Raw genomic sequence first — 24435 nt, forward strand, 5'->3', positions numbered from 1 at the left:
TTTTTTTTGATAAGTCTTTTACTGGTTTAAGGTGCTATCTGGCAGGATGGCAAAACTGCCGGGAAGGATATCAAAGAAAGTGATATCTGTAAGGTCCTGGTTAGAGCGCAAACCCTTGGCATAACGCCCTTTTTGTTTATAAGGATAGTTTTGAACCAGTGTAACTGGGGTATTGGTGTAGAATTGTCCTAAAGACTGGTCCCAGATCAGTTCATTACTATATAAAGTATCACCCTTGGTATTGAAAATGATCACACTGTCTCTCAAAAAAACCTTACTCTCATTTTGAAGATAACGGCCATATTTAGCAAATAACTGACTCTCAACGCGCATGGAAGAATCAAAAAAATCAACATGAAGTGTGTTGGGAAATTCTGCCTTACGCAGGCTGTCGCCCTGATAGCGTAAGAGCAAAGGAGCCGTGAGTTTGGCGGTTATGCGACCATTCTGGCTGATATAACTCTCAATACTTTTTCCCTCTTCAATACCCGGTGCCCTTCTGCCAAGTTCTTTTACATCATTTACATCATTCTCACAACCCCACATAAAAAAGCAGCCCACTAAACAGGCTGCCAATATATTTTTTATGGGTAAAGAAGGTTTAATCATACCTGCGTTTTTGGAACCAAACATCCGTTAAACTGATACCCAGTGTAAACTGCACATAACTTTCTGTGATATTGTTTACGCCAGAACCTCTTTTGCCAAACTGTAATGCGGTATTCAAAATAGTAAACTGGCGATCATAGTTGTTCCATTTTCTAATAGGTAAACCTGCACCAATGGAGAAACCTACATTTTTTAAACCATTGCCATCCACATCTACATAATCTTTTCCAATAAAAGCCCCAACACGATAGTTTACATTACTCCAATAGCTGCGTCCGGTTAATGGGTCAGGACAAAGCTGTGCGCCAACTTTCAACTGCCAACTGTTAACCACCTGGTCTGCCTGGTTATAAAAGCGATACTTACTCCATTGTGTAGCGGTATACTCTGCGCCAATTGACCACATTTCAAAAGTACCCCGGTTATTGCTTGCTGTTTTATGAAAAGTAATACCTGCAGCATAAGTAGAAGGCATCTGTATATTGCCTTTTATATCATTTACAAATGATACGCTGTCAATAGTAATATCACCCGCTTGCGACTCAGTATAGGTTTCTCTTTTCTGATCCTGTGATGCAGACAGGCTTTGTGAAAGTGTGGCAGAACCTCCCAAACGTACCAGATAGTTGCTGGTTGTTTTGGTTTGTTCATTTATTTTTTTGCCTACAGAAAATTCATATTGAAAACCTGGGTTGAAGAAAAGGCCATTAAAATTAGTAATGGTAGATGAATTAGACTGGTAGTAAAAAGTAGAATCGTTGATAAAAATCTTTTTAGTCGCGATTTCTCTTCTGCCAAAATTGTAGCCGGTATTAAAACCCACACTGAGGTTTTTCCATTTTTTTCCAATCCCCACATAAGCCTGATTCAATCCACCCGAACCTTCATAAATCGTAGCAAGGCTATCACCCGCCACTCTTTCACGGTTTACTACCGAATAGCTGATGCGGCTTAATGGTCTTAGTCCAAATGCCATACCCAATCCTTTTGTCTTGTTGAGAGGAACACCAACGCCGAGATATGAAGGGTAGAAATAATTGGACCTGAATTTACCGGAAGGATTTTCACTTCTTAAGTTTCTGGTATCGATTGTAAGCCCCAAATCATACGATACCATAAAGAAATTGCTATAAGTGGCAGGATTCATGAAATTGATGGCCTGTCCCACATTATTATTGGTTCCATCGGAATAGGCAACACCTAAACCACCCATGGCACGACTGATGGCATGACTACCATTAAAAAAATCGCCCAAGCCATAACGGGTAAATGGAGAATTTTCCTGTGCGTTAGCATTAAGCAGGGTAAATCCGGTAACCAGAAAACACAGACTAAGTCTGACTAGTGTTGTACTCACAGATCGCATACAGGCCTTTAAATATTAAGTAAGGGTCGGCAAATATCCTGTTTTTTAGATGTGGCACAAAAAAAGCCATATCACCCCCGGTTAATAGCACGTTAAAGTTATTGAATTTCAAGGCGTAAGCGTCGATAATTCCATCAATTTCCTTAGCCATTCCCATGATTACCCCGCTTTGGAGGTTGGTTTTGGTGTCGTAACCGATTAGTGGAAAGTAATGATCGGGTTCCACCATGGGCAATAAAGCCGTTTGTTCATGCATAGCCCTGAAGCGCATAGTCATACCCGGAGAAATACTACCGCCCAGGAATTCATGTGCCTTATTGATGTAATTGTAGGTAATACAGGTACCCAGGCCAATCGCCAGATTATGCTGGTTGGGAAACAGGTCAACCGAAGCTGCACAAATGGCCAGTCGGTCGGCACCAATGGTTTCAGGCTTGCCTACCGGTGTGGTAAAAGGCAATTTGCTGGTATGGCTCAGCTTATGGAACATGGTTTTTTTGGCCAGAAGCACTTCCATGTCCGGGTTATGACTGATCACAGAAGACAGAATCGATTTATCGGGTTGATATTGATTGAGCAGATCCGTAATCGTGGCATCACTGTCATCATCCAGTACCACTACCTCTTTTAGGTTGCGTCCCGAAAAAACGGCACATTTCATACGGGTATTACCAAAATCAAAACATAAGCTGGTTTGCATACTTGTGGTTATACATTAAAGTTAAAGCCTTTCAGTTCCCTGAAATGACCATTCAGTTGAATCTTTTCTTTCAGCGATTCTATACCCGATGCAACGGGAAGTATTTTGGCAAGATGCCTTTTCAGGTATTCGAGCCTTTGCAATTCATGCATCAGACCCAGGAATTCATATTCTTCCTCTAAAGAAAGTCCCGCATGATGTGCCAGGTCGTAACTGCAAAGACTATGATCTGGTTTTTTAAAATCTTTGGAAACGCCAATGAGCTGGTGTAATTCGCGGATACCTGTAATAACTTTCAGTAGGAGCAGTGGTTGCTGCCTTTCATCGTTATCAGGATAATGAACAATGGCGCCACTGTATAATTTATCCGGGATGGATGTTACCAGTTCAAGTACCCGGAAAATTTTTTCACCGCGGATACGGATATCCATTTTGCCATCTGGGTGCACAGCTACAATCTCTGTAACCTGTACCAGGGTGCCCAGCTCTGCAACGGCATTGTTTAAAACAATGGGAATGCCTAATGCTTTCTTAGCAACATAAGAATCATTGATGAGTTGTTTATACCGGGGTTCGAAAATGTGCAGGTTAACATGTTCACCCGGGAAGACTGCGATACCTAACGGAAAAACCGGAATAAAATTGGTCATAGAAATAACAATACAACTACGAAGTAAATAAAAGCAGAGAACAAATTAACAATAGAAAAGTGGAATGGTTGCCTGTTATGCTTTTTCATGTTTACTTTGTCTGATGAAAATATCAGGGTTTACCATCATCAAAAATGCGGTGATCAACGATTACCCCATCGTTGAAGCCATCAGGTCGATACTTCCGGTGGTGGATGAAATGATTATACTCATAGGTGATTCTGATGACGATACGCTTGGGTTAATGCAATCAATCAATGATCCCAAGATTAAAATTCATCATTCTGTATGGGACTCTTCCCTGAGAACGGGCGGATCGGTACTGGCAGTGGAAACCAATAAAGCTTTTCAATTGATTGATCCTGAAAGCGACTGGGCATTTTATATCCAGGGTGATGAAGCCGTTCATGAACAATATCACCAAACCATCAGAGATGCCTGTTTACAGTATAAAGACGATAAAAGGGTGCAGGGGCTTGTATTCAAATACCTTCATTTTTATGGCACTTATGATTATATAGGCGACAGTCGCAAATGGTATGATCATGAAGTGAGGATCATCAGGAACGATAAAAAAATCTCCTCTTATAAAGACGCACAGGGTTTCAGGGTAGGAAAAAAGCAACTAAAAGTAAAACCTGTAGATGCATATGTTTACCACTATGGTTGGGTAAAAAGCCCGGAGCAGATGATGAAAAAAATGAAAAACTTTAGCAAATTCTGGCATTCTGATCAGGCATTGGAAGAAATGATGAAAGCGCCTGATTTCTGGAACTATGATGAATTTGATTCATTACAAAAATTTACCGGAACCCATCCTGCTGTCATGCATGAACGTATAGCCCGGCAAAACTGGAAAACAGAACTGGACATCACAAAAAAGAAATTCTCCTTAAAAGATAAGCTACTGTACTATTTCGAAAAAAGTACTGGAATAAGGTTGTTTGATTTCAGGAACTATAAGATAATTTGACCCTTCCTTCGTCAGGGTGACGATTATACATATCAAGTCCTGACAGTGGATAATAGTTTGTCACCCTGACGAAGGAAGGGCCAAATTACAATCCAGCAGTGCAACCAAACCCCATACTGATATCCAAGATTGGTTTCTACTAAGCAGGAAACTGCAATAGCAAAGGTCCAGCAAACGGCTGCTATATTTTTTTGACGTAAACCCAGGTAGGCAGGGAATAATAACCAGATGGTATATAATAACATACCCCACCAGCCGCTTCCCATCCACCAGAATAACCATTGATTGAATGGCCAGCCAAAACCAGTTGTATACGCCGGGAATAATTGTTTGAAATGATCCTGAAGTATTGTTGGAACATTGGCCCATCCAATATTCTGATCACCTGATTGAATGGCATGCCAGGCGGCTTTATTGATGGCATATCGCGCATTGTCTGATAGAGTGGGATCATATTTTCCCGGCGTGTATTGATGCCAGTCGTACAAGCTATAACCTATTTTATGTTGTACGGTCGGGAAAAGAAACCAGGCCATAAAACAAATAACAAGTAAGCAGGCGATCATAAAAATCCCTTTTTTTAGACCCTGTTGACTAAAGGCGGTATAAATGGATAAAATAAAGCCCATCACTAAAACAATCATCCAGCCTGTACGGGCAGCTAAAAAGATAATGCTGATCAGTAAAAAAATACAGGCAGGTAATAACCATTTATGTGAATGTCTGTTCAGCCAGGCAAGTAAAGCTGCTGCGCACAAAAAAATAGAAAACCGAACATGGTCATTATCCATAAAAACCGGAAGCGTTTGACCGCTGCTGTATTTTTCATGTGCAGCAGTACTATTCAATATGTACCAACCCAATGGGTATAACAGGGAAACTAATGCCGCAATGATCCAGCAATAACTCAGTGTGCGGAATAAACGAGTGTCTATTGATGCAATACTTACTACGCTCAATGCTACAACCGGGTACGTGGCCAAAGTAAGTAGATGATCCCACCCCACACCTTCACACGGCGACTGCCATACACCGAGCAACCCTAGCATAACGGGTGCCAATCCCCACAATAATAAAGGATTATTTCGCCAGCCATTAACCCAGCTACGAAAATGAAAAAGAGAAAAAATAAGCCATCCACCCATCGACATTGATAAAATAGCCCTGCTCCACAGCAATCCTGCAAGTGAAATAATAAACAAACCCGAAATGAACCATACTTTTTTCATGATATCATGGTTAATCTGTCATTCTCTCGCTTCAATTACTTTCTTTTGTAAGAACAAGAATTAAATTTACGCCTAGCATCGCATTATGTGGCAGCAATTATTAACAGGTATACAGAAACAGGATCAAAGAGCACTGGCTCGCAGTATTTCATGCGTTGAAAATGAAGTGCCTGGCTTTGAGAATTTCCTGTCACAGTTGCCAGCAGGGCATGCATCGGTAACGGGTATTACCGGCCCTCCAGGGGCAGGTAAAAGCACATTGGTAGATGCGCTGATTGCCGAATGGGTATCAAAGGGAAAAAAAATTGGCGTGCTTTGCGTAGACCCATCTTCTCCGTTCAATCTTGGGGCGGTACTGGGTGACAGGATACGAATGAGTGAATGGTACAATCACCCCAATGTATTTATCCGTTCACTGGCTACCCGTGGTGCATTGGGGGGCTTACATCCCCATATCATCGATATTACAGCGGTAATGCAGGCTGCTGGGTTTGATCATATTATCGTGGAAACAGTTGGGGTTGGACAAAGTGAAATTGAAATAGCAGGTCTTGCAGACACAACAGTGGTAGTAGTAGTACCCGAAGCAGGTGATGAAGTGCAGACCATGAAAGCAGGCCTGATGGAGATTGCAGATATCTTCGTTGTGAACAAAAGCGACAGACCAGAAGCAGATTTATTTGTAAAAAATTTACGGATGATGTTAGCCCCTGCTTTTCAACATTCGGCAATAGAAATACCGGTTATTAAAACAGTAGCAACAACCAAAACAGGATTAACCGAATTGACAAATGCCATTGAGCAGCATCATACAAATATTCATCATTCAGACAGGAAAGACTGGCTGCTCACAGAAAGAGCCTGGAAACTGATTCAGCAAAAAAGAATGAAGGACCTTAATAAGCAAACACTTAAGGAAAAAATTGCGCTATTGCGCAAAGAAAAAGACTTTAATCTTTTTGGTTTTGTTCAAACCTATATTAATCCTTAACACTGCTGTATGTTATTAGCTCAGCCTGATATTTCAGTAGTGATTGCCACATACAATGGCGAACGATACCTGGAAACACAACTGGAAAGTATTTTGGCGCAAACCATCCAGCCCATCGAAATAATAGTGGTAGACGATGCTTCGACGGATAATACAGTCGCCATACTGAAATCGTACATGGCAAATGATACACGTATTCGATTGCTGATCAATGAACAGAATACCGGGTATATCAGGAGTTTTGAAAAAGGAATGTTGCATGCAACCTGTTCACTTATTGCTTTAAGTGACCAGGATGATATTTGGATGACTCATAAACTGGAAACCTTATGTAAAAATATGGGCAACAGTATTGCTGTGTACAGCGATTCAATACTAGTTGATGAGAATGGAACTTCAACCGGTAAGAAAATGTCTGATATAAAAAACCAGCTTACGTACAGCAACTGTCTTATGTATACCATTGGCGCATGGGCGCCCGGTCATACCATGCTGTTCAGAAAAGAGCTTGTTGAAAACTGTAAACCTTTCCCCGGTATTGTAACACACGATTTCTGGCTTGGTTTTGTGGCGGCTTGTAATGGTGGCATTGCTTATGTAAATGAGGCTCTGGTTCAGTACAGGCAGCATACAGCCAATGCCATCGGTGCCAATACACAGGGAACCAGAAAACAAAAACCATCTGTTGAGGAAAGAATAAAAATAGCCAGACAAAGAATGCAGTTACTATATGAAAAATGCCCGACCACGCTAAAAGAACAAAAACAGGTATTCGAAATACTTGCTGTTACCTATCAAAAAAATGACCTCGCCAGCCGATGGAAACGAATGATCACTTTTCTTCAATACAGAAATATTATCCTTGCTTACAAAAAGAAATCGGCATTTATGCGGATACTGTTTTGTGTGAAAATGTTCTTTAAGATAGACGCTTAACCGTGCTGTACCAGCGCATTCCAGCAACGTTTGAAAACATTTTTTAAGCGGACTGTTAAAGGGATATCCTGCTGAACAAGTGGGCCATCGAATTTATCTCCTCTTCTTAAATAGTATTTTGATAAAGTACCTGAAGTCATACCCCATTTTCCAATAAAAGTATAATACCCCTTATTGCGTTTTACTCTTTTGACTGAAACAGATCCGAAATGATAAACACGGCTTTGCTCCAGCCCTTTGAATAAGCGTACACCCAGTTGCCAGAGTTTCATGGAAAAATCGGGATCAGAATACATGCCCGGACTAAATTCAATACTGTAACCACCTGCCAGATCCCAGATATCTTTATGCACCACATTGGGAGGCCATGTTGCACCCTGCCAGTCATGAAACGGAATGGTGGAAAATTCATTGATTAATTTTTCTTCCTTGAATGCATCAATCGAATTGCCAAAACTTTTTTCAATAGAGCAACTACTCTGTGCTTTTATTTCAATAGCAGTAGACGAGAGGAAAAAATAGTTATGCCCAATTTTTTTTATTTCATTCAATATTGGCATATCCCAGTCAGGACAAACATACATATCGTCATTCATATATAGCAAGTAGTCGGTTTGTGCCAGTGTTCTGCAACTATTGAGGGCATAGCAAACACCAATATTTTCAGTACTGTAAGAATAACTGATATCTGGCTGCGATTTTACCCACTCCAGCGAACCATCTCTCCCCTCATTGATATGTACAATGATTTCGTGCAGAAAAGCAGAATGTTTGCGGATACTATTGATACACAATTGTAAATAAGCTAAATTATTCCAACTGGGTATCATGATAGAAAATACCGCGTCAGGATGAGTGTTGCCCTTATGTTTTTCTATATTTACAGCCATGCGATGCGATAAAAATAAAAAGAGTTCATGACACTGCCTATTTCAGTTGTTTTATGTAGTTATAACGGGGCTCGTTTTATTAAAGAGCAGGTGCAGTCTGTACTGGCACAAACCTACCCCATACAGGAGCTTATTGTAGTAGACGATGCATCCTCCGATCATACCTGTGCCATAATTGAAGCACTTGCAAAAAAAGACGAACGTATCAGGTTATATCGCAACCCTGTTAACCTCGGTTTTTCAGCCAATTTTGAAAAGGGGCTATTATTGACTAAAGCTGCTATTATTGCTATTGCTGATCAGGATGACTACTGGCATCCGGAGAAACTGGAAAAACTGCTGCTGCAGTGGCGTGAAGAAGTACCGTTGATTTATTGTGATTCTGTACGTTTTACCGGGCAAATTCCAACCAACCCGGTTCCGAATAAAAAAAACCGAAAGCTGGAAGGGGATGATCCGAAATGCATAGCCATGTTCAATACCATCAGCGGGCATGCCATGCTTATCAGGAAGTCGCTGCTGGCAAAAGCATTGCCAATACCGGTCAATGTATATTACGACTGGTGGCTGGCCATGGTAGCCATGTGTAACGGGTCGGTACAATTTGTGCCCGAAATACTGGTTTACCAACGCGCACACGATCAAAACGTAACCATTCAGTCATTATCTGAAAAAGCATTGCGTAAACAGTTCAGAGAAATGCTCGTAAAACACCTTGAAGTGTTTTCAACTGTGAAAGGCATGAAACAGAGTGACGTAAAATTTTTTCAGCAACTGGAGTATTACTGGAAGCAGTTGTTACAGCGTGGCTGGAGCATGAGATTATTCTTTTTTCTGATGAAACACCGAAGTATATTGTTTTCGTATAAAAAAAGAAAACTGCCTTTTATATCACAACTGAAACATAGTTTTCTTTTTGCTTTCGGCAGATAGCGTTTATTTTGTTAATCACTGAACAACATCGAATGGCATCCCGATTTAAACCACTGATCAAAGCTTTTGGTCTTGCAGATGGACTAAAGTTTTACATACACCTGCTGTTTAAAAAATATGGCAGCTTTTATTCGGGCCGTTATAAGACTACTTTTCATTTAAGAAAAAATTTTTCTGATAAGTATACATTCAAACAGGTATTCCTGGATGATCAGTATAATATCAGTTTGCCATTCCATCCACAAACCATACTTGATGGCGGAGCTAATATAGGACTAGCCGCTGCTTATTTTGCACATCGTTACCCAAACGCTTCAATTGTAGCGATAGAGCCCAGCAAAAATAATTTTGCAATGGTAGAAAAGAATACAGCCACGTTCCCTCAGGTTAAAAAAATATGTGCCGGTATCTGGAATAAAAATGCACACTTGGTCATTATCAATAAAGGTGATCATGATAATGCATTTATGGTCGAAGAAAGTTACCCTGAAAATCCAGAAGCCATACCAGCCGTATCTATCGAATCGGTCATGAAAGAACAGGGTTGGTCAACCATCGATATTTTAAAACTGGATATTGAAGGTTCCGAAAAAGAAGTATTTGAAGAAGGGTATGAATATTGGTTACCCAGGACAAAAGCCATTTTCGTAGAAGTGCATGATCATATGCGAAAGGGTGCTGGTAATGCCATTTTTAAAGCCATTACCAAGTATCATTTCTCTTTTGCTATGCAACATGAGAACCTGATTTTTATTAATCAAGACTTGCTTTGAGAATAACTACTTTGTTTCTTTTTCGTGAGTGGTTACTTCCTTCTCCTTTTTCCACCACCTCCATCCAATATAACCCATAATGGCCAGTGGTGCGCCTGCGAGGTAAATGATGGCAGAATTCAATGCTTTGGCAGGCCCTTCGCCGAGTTGTGAAGCCGTTTTTGTACAAATAGAACACTGAGCATCTGCCAACTGGCTTATCAGCAGTAAAACAACCGCACAAATCATCATTTTGCATACCTGCTTCATACCCGGAAATTTATGCAAAGATAGGAGTATAAAACAGAGAAATAAGAAACATGCAATAAGGAATCAGGAAGGGAATATTTCACTTTCTCATTCCTTATTTCTCTGTTCCTCTGTTTTCCTTATCTTTCTTGTTCAACTTCTATTTATGCAACAACGCAGACAGTTTCTTCAGCGGATGGGATTGCTGGCAGGGGCATTTTCCGCAAACAGTCTTTTTCAACAGGCGCATGCCGCTGAATGGGAAGCAGCGCATAACAGGGTAGCATCCCTTTCACCTGATCAGATAGCCACAGATGAAGATTACTGGAGCGTCATTCAACAGGGTTATACGGTTAACCCGAGCTTGATTAACCTCAACAATGGGGGTGTGAGTCCGGCGCCCAGGATTGTTCAGGAAGCTGTGGAACGATTTAACAGGATGTCGAATGAAGGTCCTTCCTATTATATGTGGCGTATTCTCGACCAGGGCCGTGAACCACTGAGGTATAAACTCGCTACATTGGCTGGCTGTTCACCCGAGGAAATCGCAGTAAACAGAAATGCAACCGAAGCGCTGAATACGGTGATCTTTGGTTTAGACCTGAAAGCCGGGGATGAAGTGATTGGCACCAAACAGGATTATCCGAATATGATACAGGCCTGGCGCCAAAGAGCATTAAGGGAAGGTATTGTATATACACAGATCAGTTTCGATTTTCCCATAGAAAACGATGATACGATTGTAGCAGCATTTGAAAAAGCCATTACCCCGAAAACGAAAATTTTACACCTCACGCATATCATCAACTGGATTGGACAAATATTACCGGTGAAAAAGATCGCCCAGATGGCTCACAAAAGAGGTATTGAAGTGATTGTCGATGGGGCGCACTCTTTTGGCCTGCTCGATTTTAAAATTCCTGATCTCGAATGTGATTATTTTGGTACCAGCCTGCACAAATTTTTAAGCGCCCCAATCGGAAGCGGCATGTTATGGATCAAAAAAGAAAAAATTGAAAAAATATGGCCGTTGGTATGTAATGATAAACCCAGGAGTAATGATATCAGAAAGTTTGAAACCATTGGTACCAGAAGCTTTCCGATAGAACAGGGGATAGGTGAAGCATTGAATTTTCACAATGCCATCGGCGCCAGCCGAAAAGAGGAGCGTATACGGTATCTTAAAAATTATTGGGCAGGCAAAGCGAAAGAAATACCCGGTGTAAAAATTCATACATCTTTCAAACCCGAATATGCCTGTGCTATTTGTGGTGTATCGGTCGATGGACTGACACCCGCACAACTCGACCAGGCATTATTCAATACCTATAAAATACATACGGTAGGAATTGTATGGGAAAATATCAGTTGTGTACGTGTAACACCACATGTATACACCAAACTCCAGGATTTGGATAAGCTGGTATTTGCGCTGGAGGAAATCTCGAAGAAGAAAATGTAGGCGAGTCAATGTAGGATGTCAGATCTCAGATGTCGGATTTGTTTATACTTCCTACATCTGAGATCCGACATCTGACATGACTATGATGCTTTCGCAGCAGCTTTCTTTGCTTTTACAGCAGTTGCTTTCGCGTTAGCGGGGCGGCTTTTGCCAAATGAACCCTTGAATCTTTTACCTTTTGCGGTTTTTTTATCGCCTCTACCCATGGTACAGTTATTTTTAAATGAACAATAGTGAGGGGCAAAAATAGAAAAACCCCGCGAAAGCGGGGTTCAATTCTTTTTTACGCCCAGATTAGATCTTAGCGCTCAGTTCTTTACCAGCTTTGAAGCGGGCAACTTTTTTAGCTTTGATTTTGATAGTCTCGCCAGTCTGAGGATTACGACCTGTACGAGCAGCACGCTTAGATACAGAGAAAGTACCGAAACCTACCAGGGTAACTTTGTCGCCTTTTTTCAGGGTTTTGGTTACAGTATCAACAAAAGAATCCAGCGCAGCGTTAGCTTGCGTTTTTGTAATACCTGCATCTTCTGCGAGTTGTGCGATTAATTCGGCTTTGTTCATAGATGTGTTTTTAGATGTGTTTAAATAAGAGAAACAAATTTATTCGCTTTTGGCAAACAGCAAAATATTTTTCAAACTTTACCTTGATTTTGTGAACTCATAAAACCCTGCCCCGTAAAGGATTTCAGCGGATTGCGATAAAATGAAAGGACGATGTTTCAACGGTGTAATTCGCTAAAACCCTTTATTATCAACACTTTCAGAAGATATTCGCTGGAAATCAATCCCGTAGCGGGTTTCAGAGCAATATAGCGAAGTTTTGTCATTACCAAAATGAATTTGCAAAACTATCCACACTCAATTCACAACCTGCATGAGTGAGCGAAAACCAGCAAACCGATCGCCCCACTGATTAAATGCATCTTGCCGGAGTGCTGCAGCAAACTGGCTGATATAACGATCATAATCCTCCCTGTTTGCCGCCATGTATTGCGTAGCATAAGTAGGCCCATCGGTTTCATCTACTTCCAAAACCCTTACAAACCTGAAATCAGAAAAACAGCCAGTTTGCATTACTTCAGGTATATGCTTGGTTTTCATCCACTCCACCCAATTGTCATGAATAGACCATGCAAGCTGAATGGTAACATTATAGATATACATGTTTGTAAAATTTATTAGGCATAATCAGGATAACTGCATATAAATAGGACAATGATCGCTGTGTTTAATATCAGGATAGATTTCAGCAGCTTTAAGGCGGTCGTTCAGGGTGTCCGTAATACTGATATAATCAATACGCCAGCCTTTATTCTGTAATCTTACCGACGGGAATCGCTGGCTCCACCAGGAATATGCTCCCTTAGCCTCAGGGTTCAAGTGCCTGAATGTATCGGTCCATTTATTGGACAGAAACTTGTCCATCCATGCCCTTTCTTCCGGTAAAAAACCCGACGATTTTTTATTGCCTTTAGGGTCGTGAATATCTATTTCGGTATGTGCGATATTGTAATCGCCCGTGACGATCAGTTTTTTCCGTGTTTTACGAAGCTGTTGTACGTAGTCGAAAAATTCATCCAGCCACTGGTATTTATAAGTCTGTCTTTCATCGCCACTTGTACCCGATGGAAAATAGGCGTTGATCAGTGTAATATCCCCAAAATCGGCACGTATTACCCTGCCTTCAAAATCGCTTTGTTCAATACCATTTCCGTATAAAACATTATCGGGTTTGATTCTGGTAAAAATAGCCACACCACTATATCCTTTTTTCTGTGCAGAAAACCAGAAAGTGTCGTATCCGAGTTTTTCAATGGCCGCCACATCTGCATCATCTTTAGTGGCTTTGGTTTCCTGTAGACAAATAATATCGGCAGGATTGGTGGAAAGCCAGTCGGTAAATCCCTTTTTCATCGCGGCACGAATACCGTTAACATTATAGGATATGATACGCATGGTATATTGTTTGTTATTGTAAAAATTTGGAAAAAGCAATCATCAGTAACTGGTTCAGCTTTTCTGTATCTAAAGATGCATCAAAAACTGCAATTCGTTCGGGTAAATAAATGCCTTTAGCTATCGCAACTTCTTTATCATTCAAACGAATCTCTTTTAAACTGTTTCTGTCGGCGCAACGAATAACAAAAGGTTCTTCCCCGATTAAACCATTTATCTCGTACTCAAAAAGAACATTCCTGGGCACAGATGAACCCGCAATGGTTACCGTCGAACTACTGTCGTAGCCATTGCTCACTTTGTTTAAAAAAATTTTCTTATCCGGTATGCCTATATTTTTACGGATGGTAAAACGTGCAACTGTATCATTGTCTTTTAATAACACATGTATGAGCCCCGGCAGGAACTGAGTGAAAACGTCGGCCTGAGAAATAAAACTGAAATTGGGATTTATTTCAGTGACCAGTTTTAAACTATAATTTTTATCACGAAGAACATCCCGGCATTCCTGTCTTAGCTGAACAAAATCAGAACTATTTTGGTTGCCTGTAGCATTGATGGCATTTGCTATTTCAGAATTATCTGGAATATTTTTCTTTTTCCCTTTTGCGATCAGCTCTTCATAAAAAGTATCACCCAGTCTGATCATTTCCGATTCGCCATTTCGTTGATAGGCAAAAATATCTTTTTGTGATTTTGTTTGTAAAACCGGGTGTTTGCTGATTTCCGGTAAAATAAAATTGTCTGCATAAAAAGCAGGTGGAGCTTTAATCTCAATCATATCGGTATTGTTCTGCTCATCCAACAAACGGCCAATGCCCAGATTGAGTATATCCGTAAACCCTTTTGGGGTTACTGCCAGGGTGGTAGGTATAATTCCAAAGCCATTACTGCTGCCCGGACTTATACAAATGGTAAGCACATCATTTGAAATAATAGTTTTTTGATGATTCACAAATAATACAGCCAATTGAAAAACAGATTTTGTTCGTCTGAATAAAAGCGAATCCTGGAGATATTGTGGCTGATTATAGTAAAATGTATTGGGTTCGTATTCATACAGGTCGATGTACAAATGATGTGTACTGGTATCGGCCTCGGTGAATGGTGCGTTCGTGTTGTTAAACTGTTTCAAATTATCAAGTGTAACAATGCGTAAGCTGGTATCGTTGATGCGTGCATTTTTTTTCGATAGTAATTGCTCGTTCAACTGTTTGAGAAATACCGATCGGGCATCGGGTAATGAAAAATAATGCATAACAGGGCCAAGCATGGAGAAAGTGCGTACCTGTTCCAGTATAATATTTCTTTGTGCATTTGCAAAAAAAGAACAGGCAAGGAATACAATGAGCAGGTTGATTTTTCTCATAAAACTGTTAACTATGGTTGACTATTCATTATGACAGCAAATTTTGTGCTAATTTGAATTTTTATCAATATAGGACGAAATGGAGAAAACAGAAAGATTCATTCCTGCAAAGGAATCAGTGTATTTAGATGGACCCAAACCGAGGATCAATGAACTGGCTTTTGCCTGGCAGATTTTCCGGCAATTCATCAAAGGCTTCAGAACCCTGCATTTTGTGGGACCTTGCATCACGGTATTTGGTTCTGCAAGATTTAAGGAAGACCATCGCTATTACAAAGCGGCTGTAGACTTTGGGAAACGAATTGCAGCTCTGGGTTTTACTACCATGACCGGTGGTGGCCCGGGCATTATGGAGGCGGCTAATAAAGGTGCTTTTGAAAACGGAGGTCAGTCGGTGGGTTGTAATATTAAACTTCCTTTTGAACAATACCCGAATCCATATATGCACAAATGGATCACTTTTGATTATTTCTTTATCAGGAAAGTGTTGCTGGTAAAATATTCTTATGCATTTGTGATTTTACCGGGTGGATTTGGCACCATGGATGAGTTTTTTGAAACACTTACGCTGGCCCAAACCAAAGTCATCAACGATTTTCCGATTGTACTGTATGGGAAAGATTATTTCCAGCCACTTTTAAACAGTATTGATGAAATGGCCCAACATGGAACCATTTCACCAGAAGATAAAAAGCTGATCTTCCTGACCGATGATATCGATGAGGCCATGGATTATATACAGACCTATGTCCGTAAAAATTATACGGTAAAACCAAGGAAGAGGTTGTGGTGGTTGTTTGAGAAAAGGTAGGGAACAGGGAAAGGAACAGAGGAATAAGAAATATGAAATAAGGAATCAGAAAGTGAAATACTGCCTTACTTTCTGATTCCTTATTTCATATTTCTTATTCCTTATTTTTTACTCCAACACCGGACTCAGCCATCTTTCAGCTTCTGGCAGGGGCATATTTTTTCTGCTGGCATAATCTTCTAACTGGTCTCGCTGTATTTTTCCCACACCATAGTATTGGCTTTGTGGATGTGAAAAATACCAGCCGCAGACAGAAGAGGCAGGGTACATGGCCAGACTCTCGGTAAGTTCAATACCAATGGTTTCTGTGGCCTGTAAGAGTGCAAAGAGTTTATATTTTTCTGTATGATCGGGGCATGCCGGATAACCGGGCGCTGGACGAATGCCCATATATTTTTCTTTGATCAACTCTTCATTGCTAAGGTTTTCGCTTTGATCATATCCCCAGTATTCTTTTCTTGTTTTCAAGTGCAGGTATTCGGCAAAAGCTTCTGCGAGTCTGTCGGCTAAAGCCTGTAACATGATTTTGTTATAATCATCATGATTCGCTTCAAAGTTCTTGATATGGGTATCGATACCATGTATGGTTACAGCAAAAGAACCTATATAATCTTTTTTACCACTTGTTTCGGGTGCAATAAAATCGGCTAATGACAAATTAGGTTGTCCCGGTGCTTTTTTGATCTGTTGACGCAGGAATGATAAAGTAGTGGTAACACCTTCATGTTTCACTGTTACATCATCATCATGGCTGGCAGCTTCCCAGAAGCCGATAGTTCCTTTGGCTGTGAGCCATTTTTCGGTTATGATTTTATCAAGCAACGCGTTGGCATCGTGGTAAAGCTTGGTAGCTTCTTTGCCAACTATTGTATCACTCAATATTTCAGGGAAATTGCCATGCATTTCCCATGCAATGAAAAATGGTTTCCAGTCAATAAATGGTCTGAGTTCATTCAGGTCAACATCAGCAAATACTTTGGTGCCGGTGAACTGTGGAGTGGTGGCATTGAAATTTGCCCAATCAATATTCGCTTTGTGTTGTAAAGCCTCCTGGTAAGAAAGGTATTGTTTGATACTTTTCTTGTTGTCAAACCCTTCTTTGAGTTTTATATATTCTTCCAGGGTTGATTGCAGGAAAGGTTGTTTTTGTTCTTTGCTTAATAAAGAGCCGGCAACAGTAACACTCCTGGAAGCATCGAGCACATGTACCACGCCATTTTGATATTCAGGAGCAATTTTAACGGCTGTATGCATACGTGATGTAGTAGCGCCGCCAATTAGCAATGGCTGCGTCATATTCCTACGCTTCATTTCTTTGGCAATATGAACCATTTCATCAAGAGAGGGCGTGATGAGTCCGCTCAGACCAATGATAGCTGCATTTTCTTTTTGTGCAGCATCTAAAATTTTGTCGGCAGGTACCATTACACCTAAATCCACTATGTCATAACCATTACAACCCAATACTACACCTACAATGTTCTTTCCAATATCGTGCACATCACCTTTTACGGTAGCCAGTAAAATTTTTGCAGCACCTGCTGTTTCTGTATTAGCTGTACCGGCTGCGAGATGTGCCAGTCTTTTTTGTTCTTTTTCGGCTTCAATATATGGTGTGAGCACAGCAACACTTTTCTTCATAACACGCGCACTCTTTACCACCTGGGGAAGAAACATTTTACCAGCACCGAACAGGTCACCAACAATATTCATTCCATCCATTAATGGGCCCTCAATTACATCGAGTGGCTTGGGGTATTTTAAGCGGGCTTCTTCTGTATCGGCTTCAATATAATCAGTAATACCATTGATGAGTGAATGTGAAAGCCTTTTTTCAACAGGCTCATTGCGCCATGCTTCATCTTTTACTTCTACTTTACCTTTGGCCTTAACGGTTTCTGCAAAAGCAATCAGCTTCTCTGTTGCTTCGTTGTTGTCATTATTTTTATTCAGCAACACATCTTCACAAAGGTCACGCAAGGTGGGTTCTATTTCATCATACACGACGAGCTGACCGGCATTTACAATGCCCATGTCCATACCCGCTTTAATAGCATGTAATAAAAATACAGAGTGAATGGCTTCTCTTACATGATCATTACCACGGAAAGAGAAAGATACATTCGACACGCCACCACTTACTTTGGTAAGCGGCATTAATCTTTTGATTTCCCTTGTTGCTTCAATAAAATCTACTGCATAATTATTATGCTCTTCAATACCAGTGGCTACAGCAAAGATGTTGGGATCAAAAATGATATCCTGTGGTGGGAATCCTACTTTTTCTGTGAGAATTTTATAAGCACGATGGCAGATTTCAATTTTTCTTTCTTTGGTATCCGCCTGTCCTACTTCATCAAAAGCCATTACGATAACGGCAGCACCAAAAGCCTTACAGATAAATGCCTGTTCGATAAATTTCTCTTCTCCTTCTTTCATAGAGATAGAGTTTACAATGCATTTACCCTGTACACATTTTAATCCAGCTTCAATGATCTCGAATTTTGAACTATCGATCATGATCGGAATACGTGCAATATCTGGTTCACTCTGTAGCAGGTTGAGGAAAGTGGTCATGGCTTTAACGCCATCGAGCAGGGCGTCGTCCATGTTTACATCAAGTACCTGGGCTCCACTTTCAACTTGTTGACGAGCTACGGATAATGCTTCCTCGTATTTATTTTCGCGGATAAGGCGGGCAAATTTTTTGGAGCCCGTTACGTTGGTACGTTCACCCACATTTACAAAATTGGTTTCGGGTCGAACAACCAATGGTTCCAGTCCGGATAACCTGAGATAAGGCTTGATAGTGACGGTATCGCTCATGTAATAAGTCTTGAATTAAGCCAATGAAGTTTCTACAACAGGAAGTGATCTTGGTGTAATTGTTTTAACGTGATCGGCAATATGTTTAATATGGTCGGGTGTTGTTCCGCAACAGCCACCTACAATATTTACGAACCCCTGCTGGGCCCATTCTTCAATGAAATGAGCAGTCTCATGTGGTGCTTCATCATATTCACCCATGGCGTTTGGTAATCCGGCATTGGGATAAGCAGAAGTATAACAGGAGGCAATCTGACTCAGTTCCTCAATATGCGCACGCATTTCAGCGGCTCCCAAAGCACAGTTCAGTCCTACGCTTAAAGGATCTGCGTGCATGACAGAAGTATAAAAAGCTTCGAGTGTTTGACCGCTCAATGTTCTGCCCGATGCATCGGTAATAGTACCGCTGATCATAATGGGTAATTCTGGTGTACCTGTTTCGCGAAAAAATTGTTTGGCAGCAAAAATGGCTCCCTTGGCATTGAGGGTATCAAAAATGGTTTCAATCAGCAGTATATCCACACCCCCATCTACCAAACCTTTGATCTGTTCTTTATAGGCTGTTACCACTTCATCGAAAGTAACGGCCCTGAAACCAGGGTTATTTACATCGGGTGAAAGACTGAGTGTTTTATTGAGTGGTCCGATGGCTCCCGCTACATATTTTGGATTGGTACCAGGGTTTTCAGCCATGAATTCTGTGACGGCATCTTTGGCACATTTGGCAGCAGCTACATTCAGTTCATATGCAAGCGTCTGCATGTCATAATCGGCCATGGCAATAGTAGTGCTGCTGAAAGTATTGGTTTCAATAATATCGGCACCAGCAGCCAGGTATTGTTTATGAATACCTTTGATGATATCGGGTTGTGTAATGCATAAAAGATCATTATTACCCTTTACATCGCAATGCCAGTCCTTAAATCTTGCGCCACGATAATCCTCTTCGGTAAGTTTGTGTCGCTGGATCATGGTACCCATGGCCCCGTCGATCACCAAAATCCTTTTTTCCAGTTCTTTGCGAATGCTCATACTACTTTCATTTAGACAATACAAGTTGTCAATTACAGGTTGTTACCGGACTAAAAACGTAGTGAGAATAGTTGAGATGTCTCTTGTACGTTTATTAGTTCGATTTTGTCCCGATATAACCGGGATGCCAGGCCGAACAATAAACAAATCCGCCTGTGCAGAACGCAAAGATAGATAAAAACCAATAAAAAACCCCGGCAATGCTGCCGGGGTTTTTTATCATAAAATAGTCTTTTATTTTTTCTTGCCGCCTAAGGTAAAAATGCGGGAAATATTGAAGCCATACCTGATATCACCTTTACCCCATGAACCAAAGGTTTCATGAATAAATGTATGTTCATTCATGCCAATGGAGTTGGTAAAATGGAGCTGGAACACATGTCCTCCGGTTTGAATATCAACACCGATGGACAAGGGGTTGTAAGTTCCATCAAAACGTTGTGTTTGAACGAAGTACTCAGCATTGATACTTACCCGTTTGCTGATTTTTTGTCTGGCCAGAAAACCAATAGAGAAGAGATCCTGTGAACCTCCGGTTAGAAAGATTTTCCTGTTATAGCGGGTATAAGTGGGAGATACCTGTAAAGAAGTATGTTCATTAAATTTACGGGCAATCATTACCTGCGCCGTATAATACATCCTGTCTTTTGTTTTTACATTCAGTGTTGGATCAGCATAGCGAACACCGCGATAAGCCATGGCTCCGAGTAATGAAATGGTCACCGGTACATTTTTTTCACCAGCCTGCTGGCGTAATACACGGTATTTTAAAAAGGCGTCGCCTTCTTTGTTGGTTCCTGTTCTGCCGATACCAATCATCAGGTTATCTGATAAACCAAAATCGAAGCCAATACGGGCAGATACAAAATCCAATCCGAAAAGGTTGTAAAACCCCTGGTTTAATGGTGCGAAGCGGTGGTTGATGCGGAAATCCATGCTTCCCTTACCGGTAATTTCAACGGTTTGTGTGGTCACCAGTCTGGTAGAATAGAATGTGTTTAATGTGCGTTCGGATTTGTTTTTATCTTCTACGGCACTGGCGCTGTCCTGCATTTTAAACAGGTCTACTTGCTGTGCGGTAGAAAAAATAGTGGTACAGGTCAGGCAAAATAATGCCACTGACCTTTTTAACAGGGTCTTCATACAGGTGTTTTATATTGATGAAATGATTACTGGTACTGGCAGCTTACCTCAACATCCACTTTTTCGGTTACAGATGAAGCGTCGATCTTATAGTCTTTGAGGTTAATCGTAAATGAACCACGAGCAACCGGTTTACCTGCTTTAATCTCTACGATGCCATTAACGGTTACATTTTTTGTTACACCATGCATGGTGAGATCGCCTTTTATACTCACTTTATAGCTACCGTCTTTTGTAAAATTCACCTCTTTCAGGTTCACAATATTTCCTTTGAAATCGGCACGTGGAAATTTCGTGCTTTCGGCATACTGGTCGTTGAAATGTTCCTGCATTTCTGCCAGTTTGAATTTAAAACCTTTCATTAACAAGCTGAAAGTAAGCTGGCCATTATCGGCTATCCTGCTGGTTACTTCATTGTTTACGGCTTTTACATCACCATCTGTTGGAGATTCGAATGTGATTCTTCCATTACGTGTGCCGAATATTTTTTGCGCCTCTGCCTGGTATCCAACGAATAAAAATGTTGCGAGGACTGCTAAAATCTTAATCTGCTTCATAGTTATTATCCTTTCTTATTTTACTAATACGCCTTCATTAATTACCACATTTGCATCAGGTATATAACCTGTACAAATGCCTTTAAAAGTTATGCTCTCTCCGGCTTTTAAAGCGCCAGGATTGCTTTTAAATGTGCAATTGATCACAAAAAACGGATCATTGGTTTTAAAATCTACGACAATATTACCTTCCTGGTTTGTTGATACGTTTACTACTTCCCCGGTAATTTCAATGGCTTTATCAAGATATAAAGTATTGGCCTTTGCTTCATCTGTTGCAAATGCTTCAAATAACTGCTGCGCAGTTACCTGAATTCCTTTCTCACTGCTTACATCTCTGTGTTCTCTTGCATACACAAAATACATTGTGAGAGCAGCCGAAAGTATAATACCAATCAAGCCCAGCCATAAAAGATTTTTCGCTTTGGAAAAATTAGCCAGTATATACACCAGTAAACCCAAAAATGGAAAGAGCAAAATAGCAATCAGCCACAGGACTTTTGTATTACTCTCAAGGTCTGTTCGCCTGAACACCTGTATTAATGCCAAGATCAAAATGATTACCCAAATGATGCCTGTGCAAATCAATCCAGCAATAATACCCGCAAATTCAAATTCCATAGTATTTCTTTTAGATGGATGAATAAAACCTCGTCCTTGTCTTACACTTTATAAAGGTAGTAAATGGACAGGGTCATATTCAATGTTTAAACTGCAATTTAAACATTCCCCGCATACCAACAATTACGGATAAGTGCTTCAAAGGTTGCTTAATCTTTAAAATTCTGTTATTTCACGTACTGCTGAACGGGCAAACGGTTGGCAATACTCCTTGCAAGGGTCATTTCATCGGCATATTCCAGCTCTCCGCCAAAAGCAATGCCCCTGGCAATAGTGGTTACCCGGCAGGAGAGGTGGGATAGTTTTTTCTGGATATAGTAAATGGTAGTATCGCCCTGTATATTGGGATTGAGGGCAAATACCAGCTCTTCAGTTTCTTCTTTTTCTATTCTTAACACCAATGATTCAATACTCAACTGATCCGGACCAATACCATCGAGCGGAGAAATGATGCCTCCGAGTACATGATAGGCGCCATTGAATTGCTGCGTACTTTCAATGGCGATCACATCTCTGATATTCTCTACTACACAAATGAGTTTCTGGTTACGCATCGAGTTGGCACAGATGGAACAGATATCGCCATCACTGATATTGTGACAACGTTGACAGAATTTAATATCCCTCCGCATTCTTGCAATGGTTTCACCAAAATGCTGCACCTCATTCACATCCTGTTTGAGTAAATGCAAAACCAGTCGTAAAGCTGTTTTCTTGCCAATACCAGGTAATTTGGCAAACTGCGACACTGCATTTTCAAGTAAGGAGGAGGGAAGCTGCATGGGGCAAAGGTAGCAATACGGAGGGAGTTTTTAGCTACTAGCCGCTAGCTTCTGGCTGCGAGGGATGACCTGCGAATAAATAATTTGAACAGTAGCTCGAAGCTAATGGCTAGTAGCTAATAGCTATCTTCCTACTGCAAAGCAATCGTAACCTCATTATCCCAGTTGGCACGTATACTGAGTGTTCGGGAGATGCTGACTACGCGTTCGGGTTGTTGTTTTTTACCCGAAGAGAAATGACCGGTATCCCATTTACCGTTTTTATTGCTGTCGTACAATATTCTCACATCATAAGCGCCGGGCTTGAATCTTTTGATGGTAAAATCATTGATGCTGATGGGAAAGGAGCCAGTAATTTCATCATTCTTTACCAGTTGAATAATGGGATGTCTGGAAGTATCAAGGTTGGTAAATCGAAAACGAATGGTTCCGTATTCTGTTTCTTTACGGGAAGTAATGGTTAATGTATCTGTCTTTGGTAAGGTAACCGCATTGCTGTCTGCCAATGCTTCTTTCTGCAGAATCAGTTTGTAAACAGTATTTTCTTTCCAGGGGTAATCAATGATTATTTTTTTGCGGCTTGTATCAAGCTGAACAGTGTAACCATTGATGGCCCTGTAGTTAGTATCGAGTAACTGTATTTTCGTGGTATCAACAGCAAATAATTTACGGTTAAAGAATAAAGGCAGGTTACTCAAGAGGTCCTGCTGACCATTATCCAGAACAGGCAAATAGCGTAAACGCCTGTCGTCGCGCATGGATGGTGGTAGTGCTGCACCAGCATCATTGCTTGTTTTTACAGGCTTGGGAGATTGTATGAAGGCATACAATGTATCGCCTGTTGCATTTCCGTTGATAGCTAAAGGTCCATTCCTGAATGCAAACAATTCGGTGCTATCGAATATTTTATTGTAACTACCCTTATTCACCACATACGCAGCAAAAGCACCGGCAGGAAGATTCTTAAAACTAAATTCTCCTTTGCCATTCAGCCTCGTATAAAATCGTGGTTGAAGTTTTTGAATCGACGAATCAGATAAGTCGCGGTGAAGCACCACCCATAGTGTACTGTCCACTTTGCCCGTTTCGGCAACCATTACTTTTCCTGAGTAACTATTATCGTCTATGCTTGGTCCGGTGGAGAAGACATAACGGAAATTCCGTGCAATATTATTTTCGTTTACATCTTGTATAGAATTACCAAAATCGATGGAATATGTGGTATTGGGTTCCAGTGAATCGCGGAAGCGTATGGTAACATTACGTAATTTATAATCGGCCGATGGCATTGTTTTGAGTACGGGCGAATAGATAATATTTTCGATGGCATTGTCTAATGTTACAAACTCATCGAAAGTAAGGGTGATGTTTTTCGTTTTTACATTTACAGCAGAATCCTTTGGTAAAGCCATTACCAGTCGGGGAGGTAAACTGTCTCTGTCACCACCACTGGGTGGAACAATATTGGCACAGGAGCTTGCCAGTGTGATCACCGATACAAGTATCACCAGTAACTGAATGTATACTATAAACTGCTGCTTTGCTTTCATGAATGCTGCAAACTTACAGGCTTTCCGCGGAGTGAATAGCTGTTC

At 40.8% G+C, this 24435-nt stretch carries 26 protein-coding genes; 7 read left to right on the forward strand and 19 right to left on the reverse strand.

The genetic code is table 11. From position 1 onward, the window contains the following. Positions 1-18: 18 nt before the first annotated feature. The 4 genes from lptC to ACH3Z1_RS05920 are packed head-to-tail and all read right to left on the reverse strand — an operon-like array spanning position 19 to position 3325. Complete coding sequence (gene lptC, locus ACH3Z1_RS05905; protein WP_490820939.1) at positions 19-609, reverse strand: LPS export ABC transporter periplasmic protein LptC; 591 nt, start codon at positions 607-609, stop codon at positions 19-21. Then, complete coding sequence (gene bamG / locus ACH3Z1_RS05910; RefSeq protein ID WP_490820940.1) at positions 602-1975, reverse strand: BamG family beta-barrel-assembly machinery protein; 1374 nt, start codon at positions 1973-1975, stop codon at positions 602-604. The genes lptC and bamG overlap by 8 nt, the downstream gene beginning before the upstream one ends. Further along, positions 1941-2675, reverse strand: coding sequence for a type III pantothenate kinase (locus tag ACH3Z1_RS05915; protein WP_490820941.1), 735 nt, complete (start codon positions 2673-2675; stop codon positions 1941-1943). The genes bamG and ACH3Z1_RS05915 overlap by 35 nt, the downstream gene beginning before the upstream one ends. A gap of 8 nt (positions 2676-2683) precedes the next feature. Next, on the reverse strand, positions 2684-3325 hold the full coding sequence (locus ACH3Z1_RS05920; RefSeq protein WP_490820942.1) for an LON peptidase substrate-binding domain-containing protein: 642 nt from the start codon (positions 3323-3325) through the stop codon (positions 2684-2686). Positions 3326-3428: 103 nt separating this feature from the next. Between ACH3Z1_RS05920 and ACH3Z1_RS05925 the strand changes: the two genes are divergently transcribed. Beyond that, the gene (locus tag ACH3Z1_RS05925; protein WP_490820943.1) at positions 3429-4298 is read left to right on the forward strand and encodes a glycosyltransferase family protein; all 870 of its coding nucleotides are present in this window, start codon (positions 3429-3431) and stop codon (positions 4296-4298) included. Between the two features lie 32 nt (positions 4299-4330). Here ACH3Z1_RS05925 and ACH3Z1_RS05930 read toward each other — a convergent pair whose 3' ends face one another. Beyond that, a complete protein-coding gene (locus ACH3Z1_RS05930) occupies positions 4331-5527 on the reverse strand; it encodes an O-antigen ligase family protein (protein ID WP_490820944.1) in 1197 nt (398 codons plus the stop codon). An 85-nt stretch (positions 5528-5612) separates the two neighbouring features. Here ACH3Z1_RS05930 and meaB point away from each other — a divergent pair, with 85 nt between their 5' ends. Beyond that, positions 5613-6518: a methylmalonyl Co-A mutase-associated GTPase MeaB gene (gene meaB / locus ACH3Z1_RS05935; protein WP_490820945.1), complete on the forward strand. Its 906-nt coding sequence runs from the start codon at positions 5613-5615 to the stop codon at positions 6516-6518. 9 nt (positions 6519-6527) lie between these two features. After that, the gene (locus ACH3Z1_RS05940) at positions 6528-7454 is read left to right on the forward strand and encodes a glycosyltransferase family 2 protein (RefSeq protein ID WP_490820946.1); all 927 of its coding nucleotides are present in this window, start codon (positions 6528-6530) and stop codon (positions 7452-7454) included. Here ACH3Z1_RS05940 and ACH3Z1_RS05945 read toward each other — a convergent pair. Next, positions 7451-8344, reverse strand: a complete 894-nt coding sequence (locus ACH3Z1_RS05945; RefSeq protein ID WP_490820947.1) for a glycosyltransferase family 2 protein — start codon at positions 8342-8344, stop codon at positions 7451-7453. The genes ACH3Z1_RS05940 and ACH3Z1_RS05945 overlap by 4 nt on opposite strands. A gap of 27 nt (positions 8345-8371) precedes the next feature. Here ACH3Z1_RS05945 and ACH3Z1_RS05950 point away from each other — a divergent pair, with 27 nt between their 5' ends. Both ACH3Z1_RS05950 and ACH3Z1_RS05955 read left to right on the forward strand, forming a co-directional pair. After that, positions 8372-9277, forward strand: a complete 906-nt coding sequence (locus ACH3Z1_RS05950) for a glycosyltransferase (protein WP_490820948.1) — start codon at positions 8372-8374, stop codon at positions 9275-9277. Between the two features lie 32 nt (positions 9278-9309). After that, positions 9310-10050, forward strand: a complete 741-nt coding sequence (locus ACH3Z1_RS05955; protein ID WP_490820949.1) for an FkbM family methyltransferase — start codon at positions 9310-9312, stop codon at positions 10048-10050. Positions 10051-10056: 6 nt separating this feature from the next. Here the strand turns inward: ACH3Z1_RS05955 and ACH3Z1_RS05960 are convergent, their stop codons facing one another. Next, entirely contained in the window at positions 10057-10299 is a 243-nt protein-coding gene (locus ACH3Z1_RS05960) for a hypothetical protein (protein WP_490820950.1), read from the reverse strand. A 145-nt stretch (positions 10300-10444) separates the two neighbouring features. On the opposite strand from ACH3Z1_RS05960, the gene ACH3Z1_RS05965 reads away from it, so the two are divergent. Continuing rightward, the gene (locus tag ACH3Z1_RS05965; protein WP_490820951.1) at positions 10445-11740 is read left to right on the forward strand and encodes an aminotransferase class V-fold PLP-dependent enzyme; all 1296 of its coding nucleotides are present in this window, start codon (positions 10445-10447) and stop codon (positions 11738-11740) included. An 80-nt stretch (positions 11741-11820) separates the two neighbouring features. On the opposite strand, the gene ACH3Z1_RS05970 is transcribed toward ACH3Z1_RS05965, so the two are convergent. From ACH3Z1_RS05970 to ACH3Z1_RS05990, 5 genes are all read right to left on the reverse strand, one after another. Next, the gene (locus ACH3Z1_RS05970; protein WP_294988521.1) at positions 11821-11946 is read right to left on the reverse strand and encodes a 30S ribosomal protein THX; all 126 of its coding nucleotides are present in this window, start codon (positions 11944-11946) and stop codon (positions 11821-11823) included. An 88-nt stretch (positions 11947-12034) separates the two neighbouring features. Further along, positions 12035-12343, reverse strand: a complete 309-nt coding sequence (locus tag ACH3Z1_RS05975; protein ID WP_295206254.1) for an HU family DNA-binding protein — start codon at positions 12341-12343, stop codon at positions 12035-12037. A 258-nt stretch (positions 12344-12601) separates the two neighbouring features. After that, the gene (locus ACH3Z1_RS05980; protein ID WP_490820952.1) at positions 12602-12907 is read right to left on the reverse strand and encodes a DUF4286 family protein; all 306 of its coding nucleotides are present in this window, start codon (positions 12905-12907) and stop codon (positions 12602-12604) included. 24 nt (positions 12908-12931) lie between these two features. After that, the gene (locus ACH3Z1_RS05985) at positions 12932-13699 is read right to left on the reverse strand and encodes an exodeoxyribonuclease III (RefSeq protein ID WP_490820953.1); all 768 of its coding nucleotides are present in this window, start codon (positions 13697-13699) and stop codon (positions 12932-12934) included. A gap of 13 nt (positions 13700-13712) precedes the next feature. After that, positions 13713-15068, reverse strand: a complete 1356-nt coding sequence (locus ACH3Z1_RS05990; protein WP_490820954.1) for a hypothetical protein — start codon at positions 15066-15068, stop codon at positions 13713-13715. A gap of 79 nt (positions 15069-15147) precedes the next feature. Between ACH3Z1_RS05990 and ACH3Z1_RS05995 the strand changes: the two genes are divergently transcribed. Further along, the gene (locus ACH3Z1_RS05995) at positions 15148-15879 is read left to right on the forward strand and encodes an LOG family protein (RefSeq protein ID WP_490820955.1); all 732 of its coding nucleotides are present in this window, start codon (positions 15148-15150) and stop codon (positions 15877-15879) included. Positions 15880-15987: 108 nt separating this feature from the next. Here the strand turns inward: ACH3Z1_RS05995 and metH are convergent, their stop codons facing one another. The 7 genes from metH to ACH3Z1_RS06030 form a co-directional block, all read right to left on the reverse strand. Further along, positions 15988-18705 carry a methionine synthase gene (gene metH, locus ACH3Z1_RS06000; RefSeq protein WP_490820956.1) on the reverse strand — a complete coding sequence of 906 codons (2718 nt, stop codon included), beginning with the start codon at positions 18703-18705 and terminating at the stop codon, positions 15988-15990. A 15-nt stretch (positions 18706-18720) separates the two neighbouring features. After that, positions 18721-19737, reverse strand: coding sequence for a homocysteine S-methyltransferase family protein (locus ACH3Z1_RS06005; protein ID WP_490820957.1), 1017 nt, complete (start codon positions 19735-19737; stop codon positions 18721-18723). A gap of 234 nt (positions 19738-19971) precedes the next feature. Beyond that, complete coding sequence (locus ACH3Z1_RS06010) at positions 19972-20880, reverse strand: DUF5777 family beta-barrel protein (RefSeq protein WP_490820958.1); 909 nt, start codon at positions 20878-20880, stop codon at positions 19972-19974. 26 nt (positions 20881-20906) lie between these two features. Continuing rightward, positions 20907-21437, reverse strand: coding sequence for a YceI family protein (locus ACH3Z1_RS06015; RefSeq protein ID WP_490820959.1), 531 nt, complete (start codon positions 21435-21437; stop codon positions 20907-20909). 15 nt (positions 21438-21452) lie between these two features. Next, positions 21453-22058, reverse strand: a complete 606-nt coding sequence (locus ACH3Z1_RS06020; protein WP_490820960.1) for an OB-fold protein — start codon at positions 22056-22058, stop codon at positions 21453-21455. Positions 22059-22225: 167 nt separating this feature from the next. After that, positions 22226-22840 carry a recombination mediator RecR gene (gene recR, locus ACH3Z1_RS06025; RefSeq protein WP_490820961.1) on the reverse strand — a complete coding sequence of 205 codons (615 nt, stop codon included), beginning with the start codon at positions 22838-22840 and terminating at the stop codon, positions 22226-22228. 131 nt (positions 22841-22971) lie between these two features. Next, on the reverse strand, positions 22972-24390 hold the full coding sequence (locus tag ACH3Z1_RS06030) for an Ig-like domain-containing domain (protein ID WP_490820962.1): 1419 nt from the start codon (positions 24388-24390) through the stop codon (positions 22972-22974). Between the last annotated feature and the right edge of the window lie 45 nt (positions 24391-24435).

The sequence above is a fragment of the Sediminibacterium sp. FW305-C-49 genome (assembly GCF_058231085.1).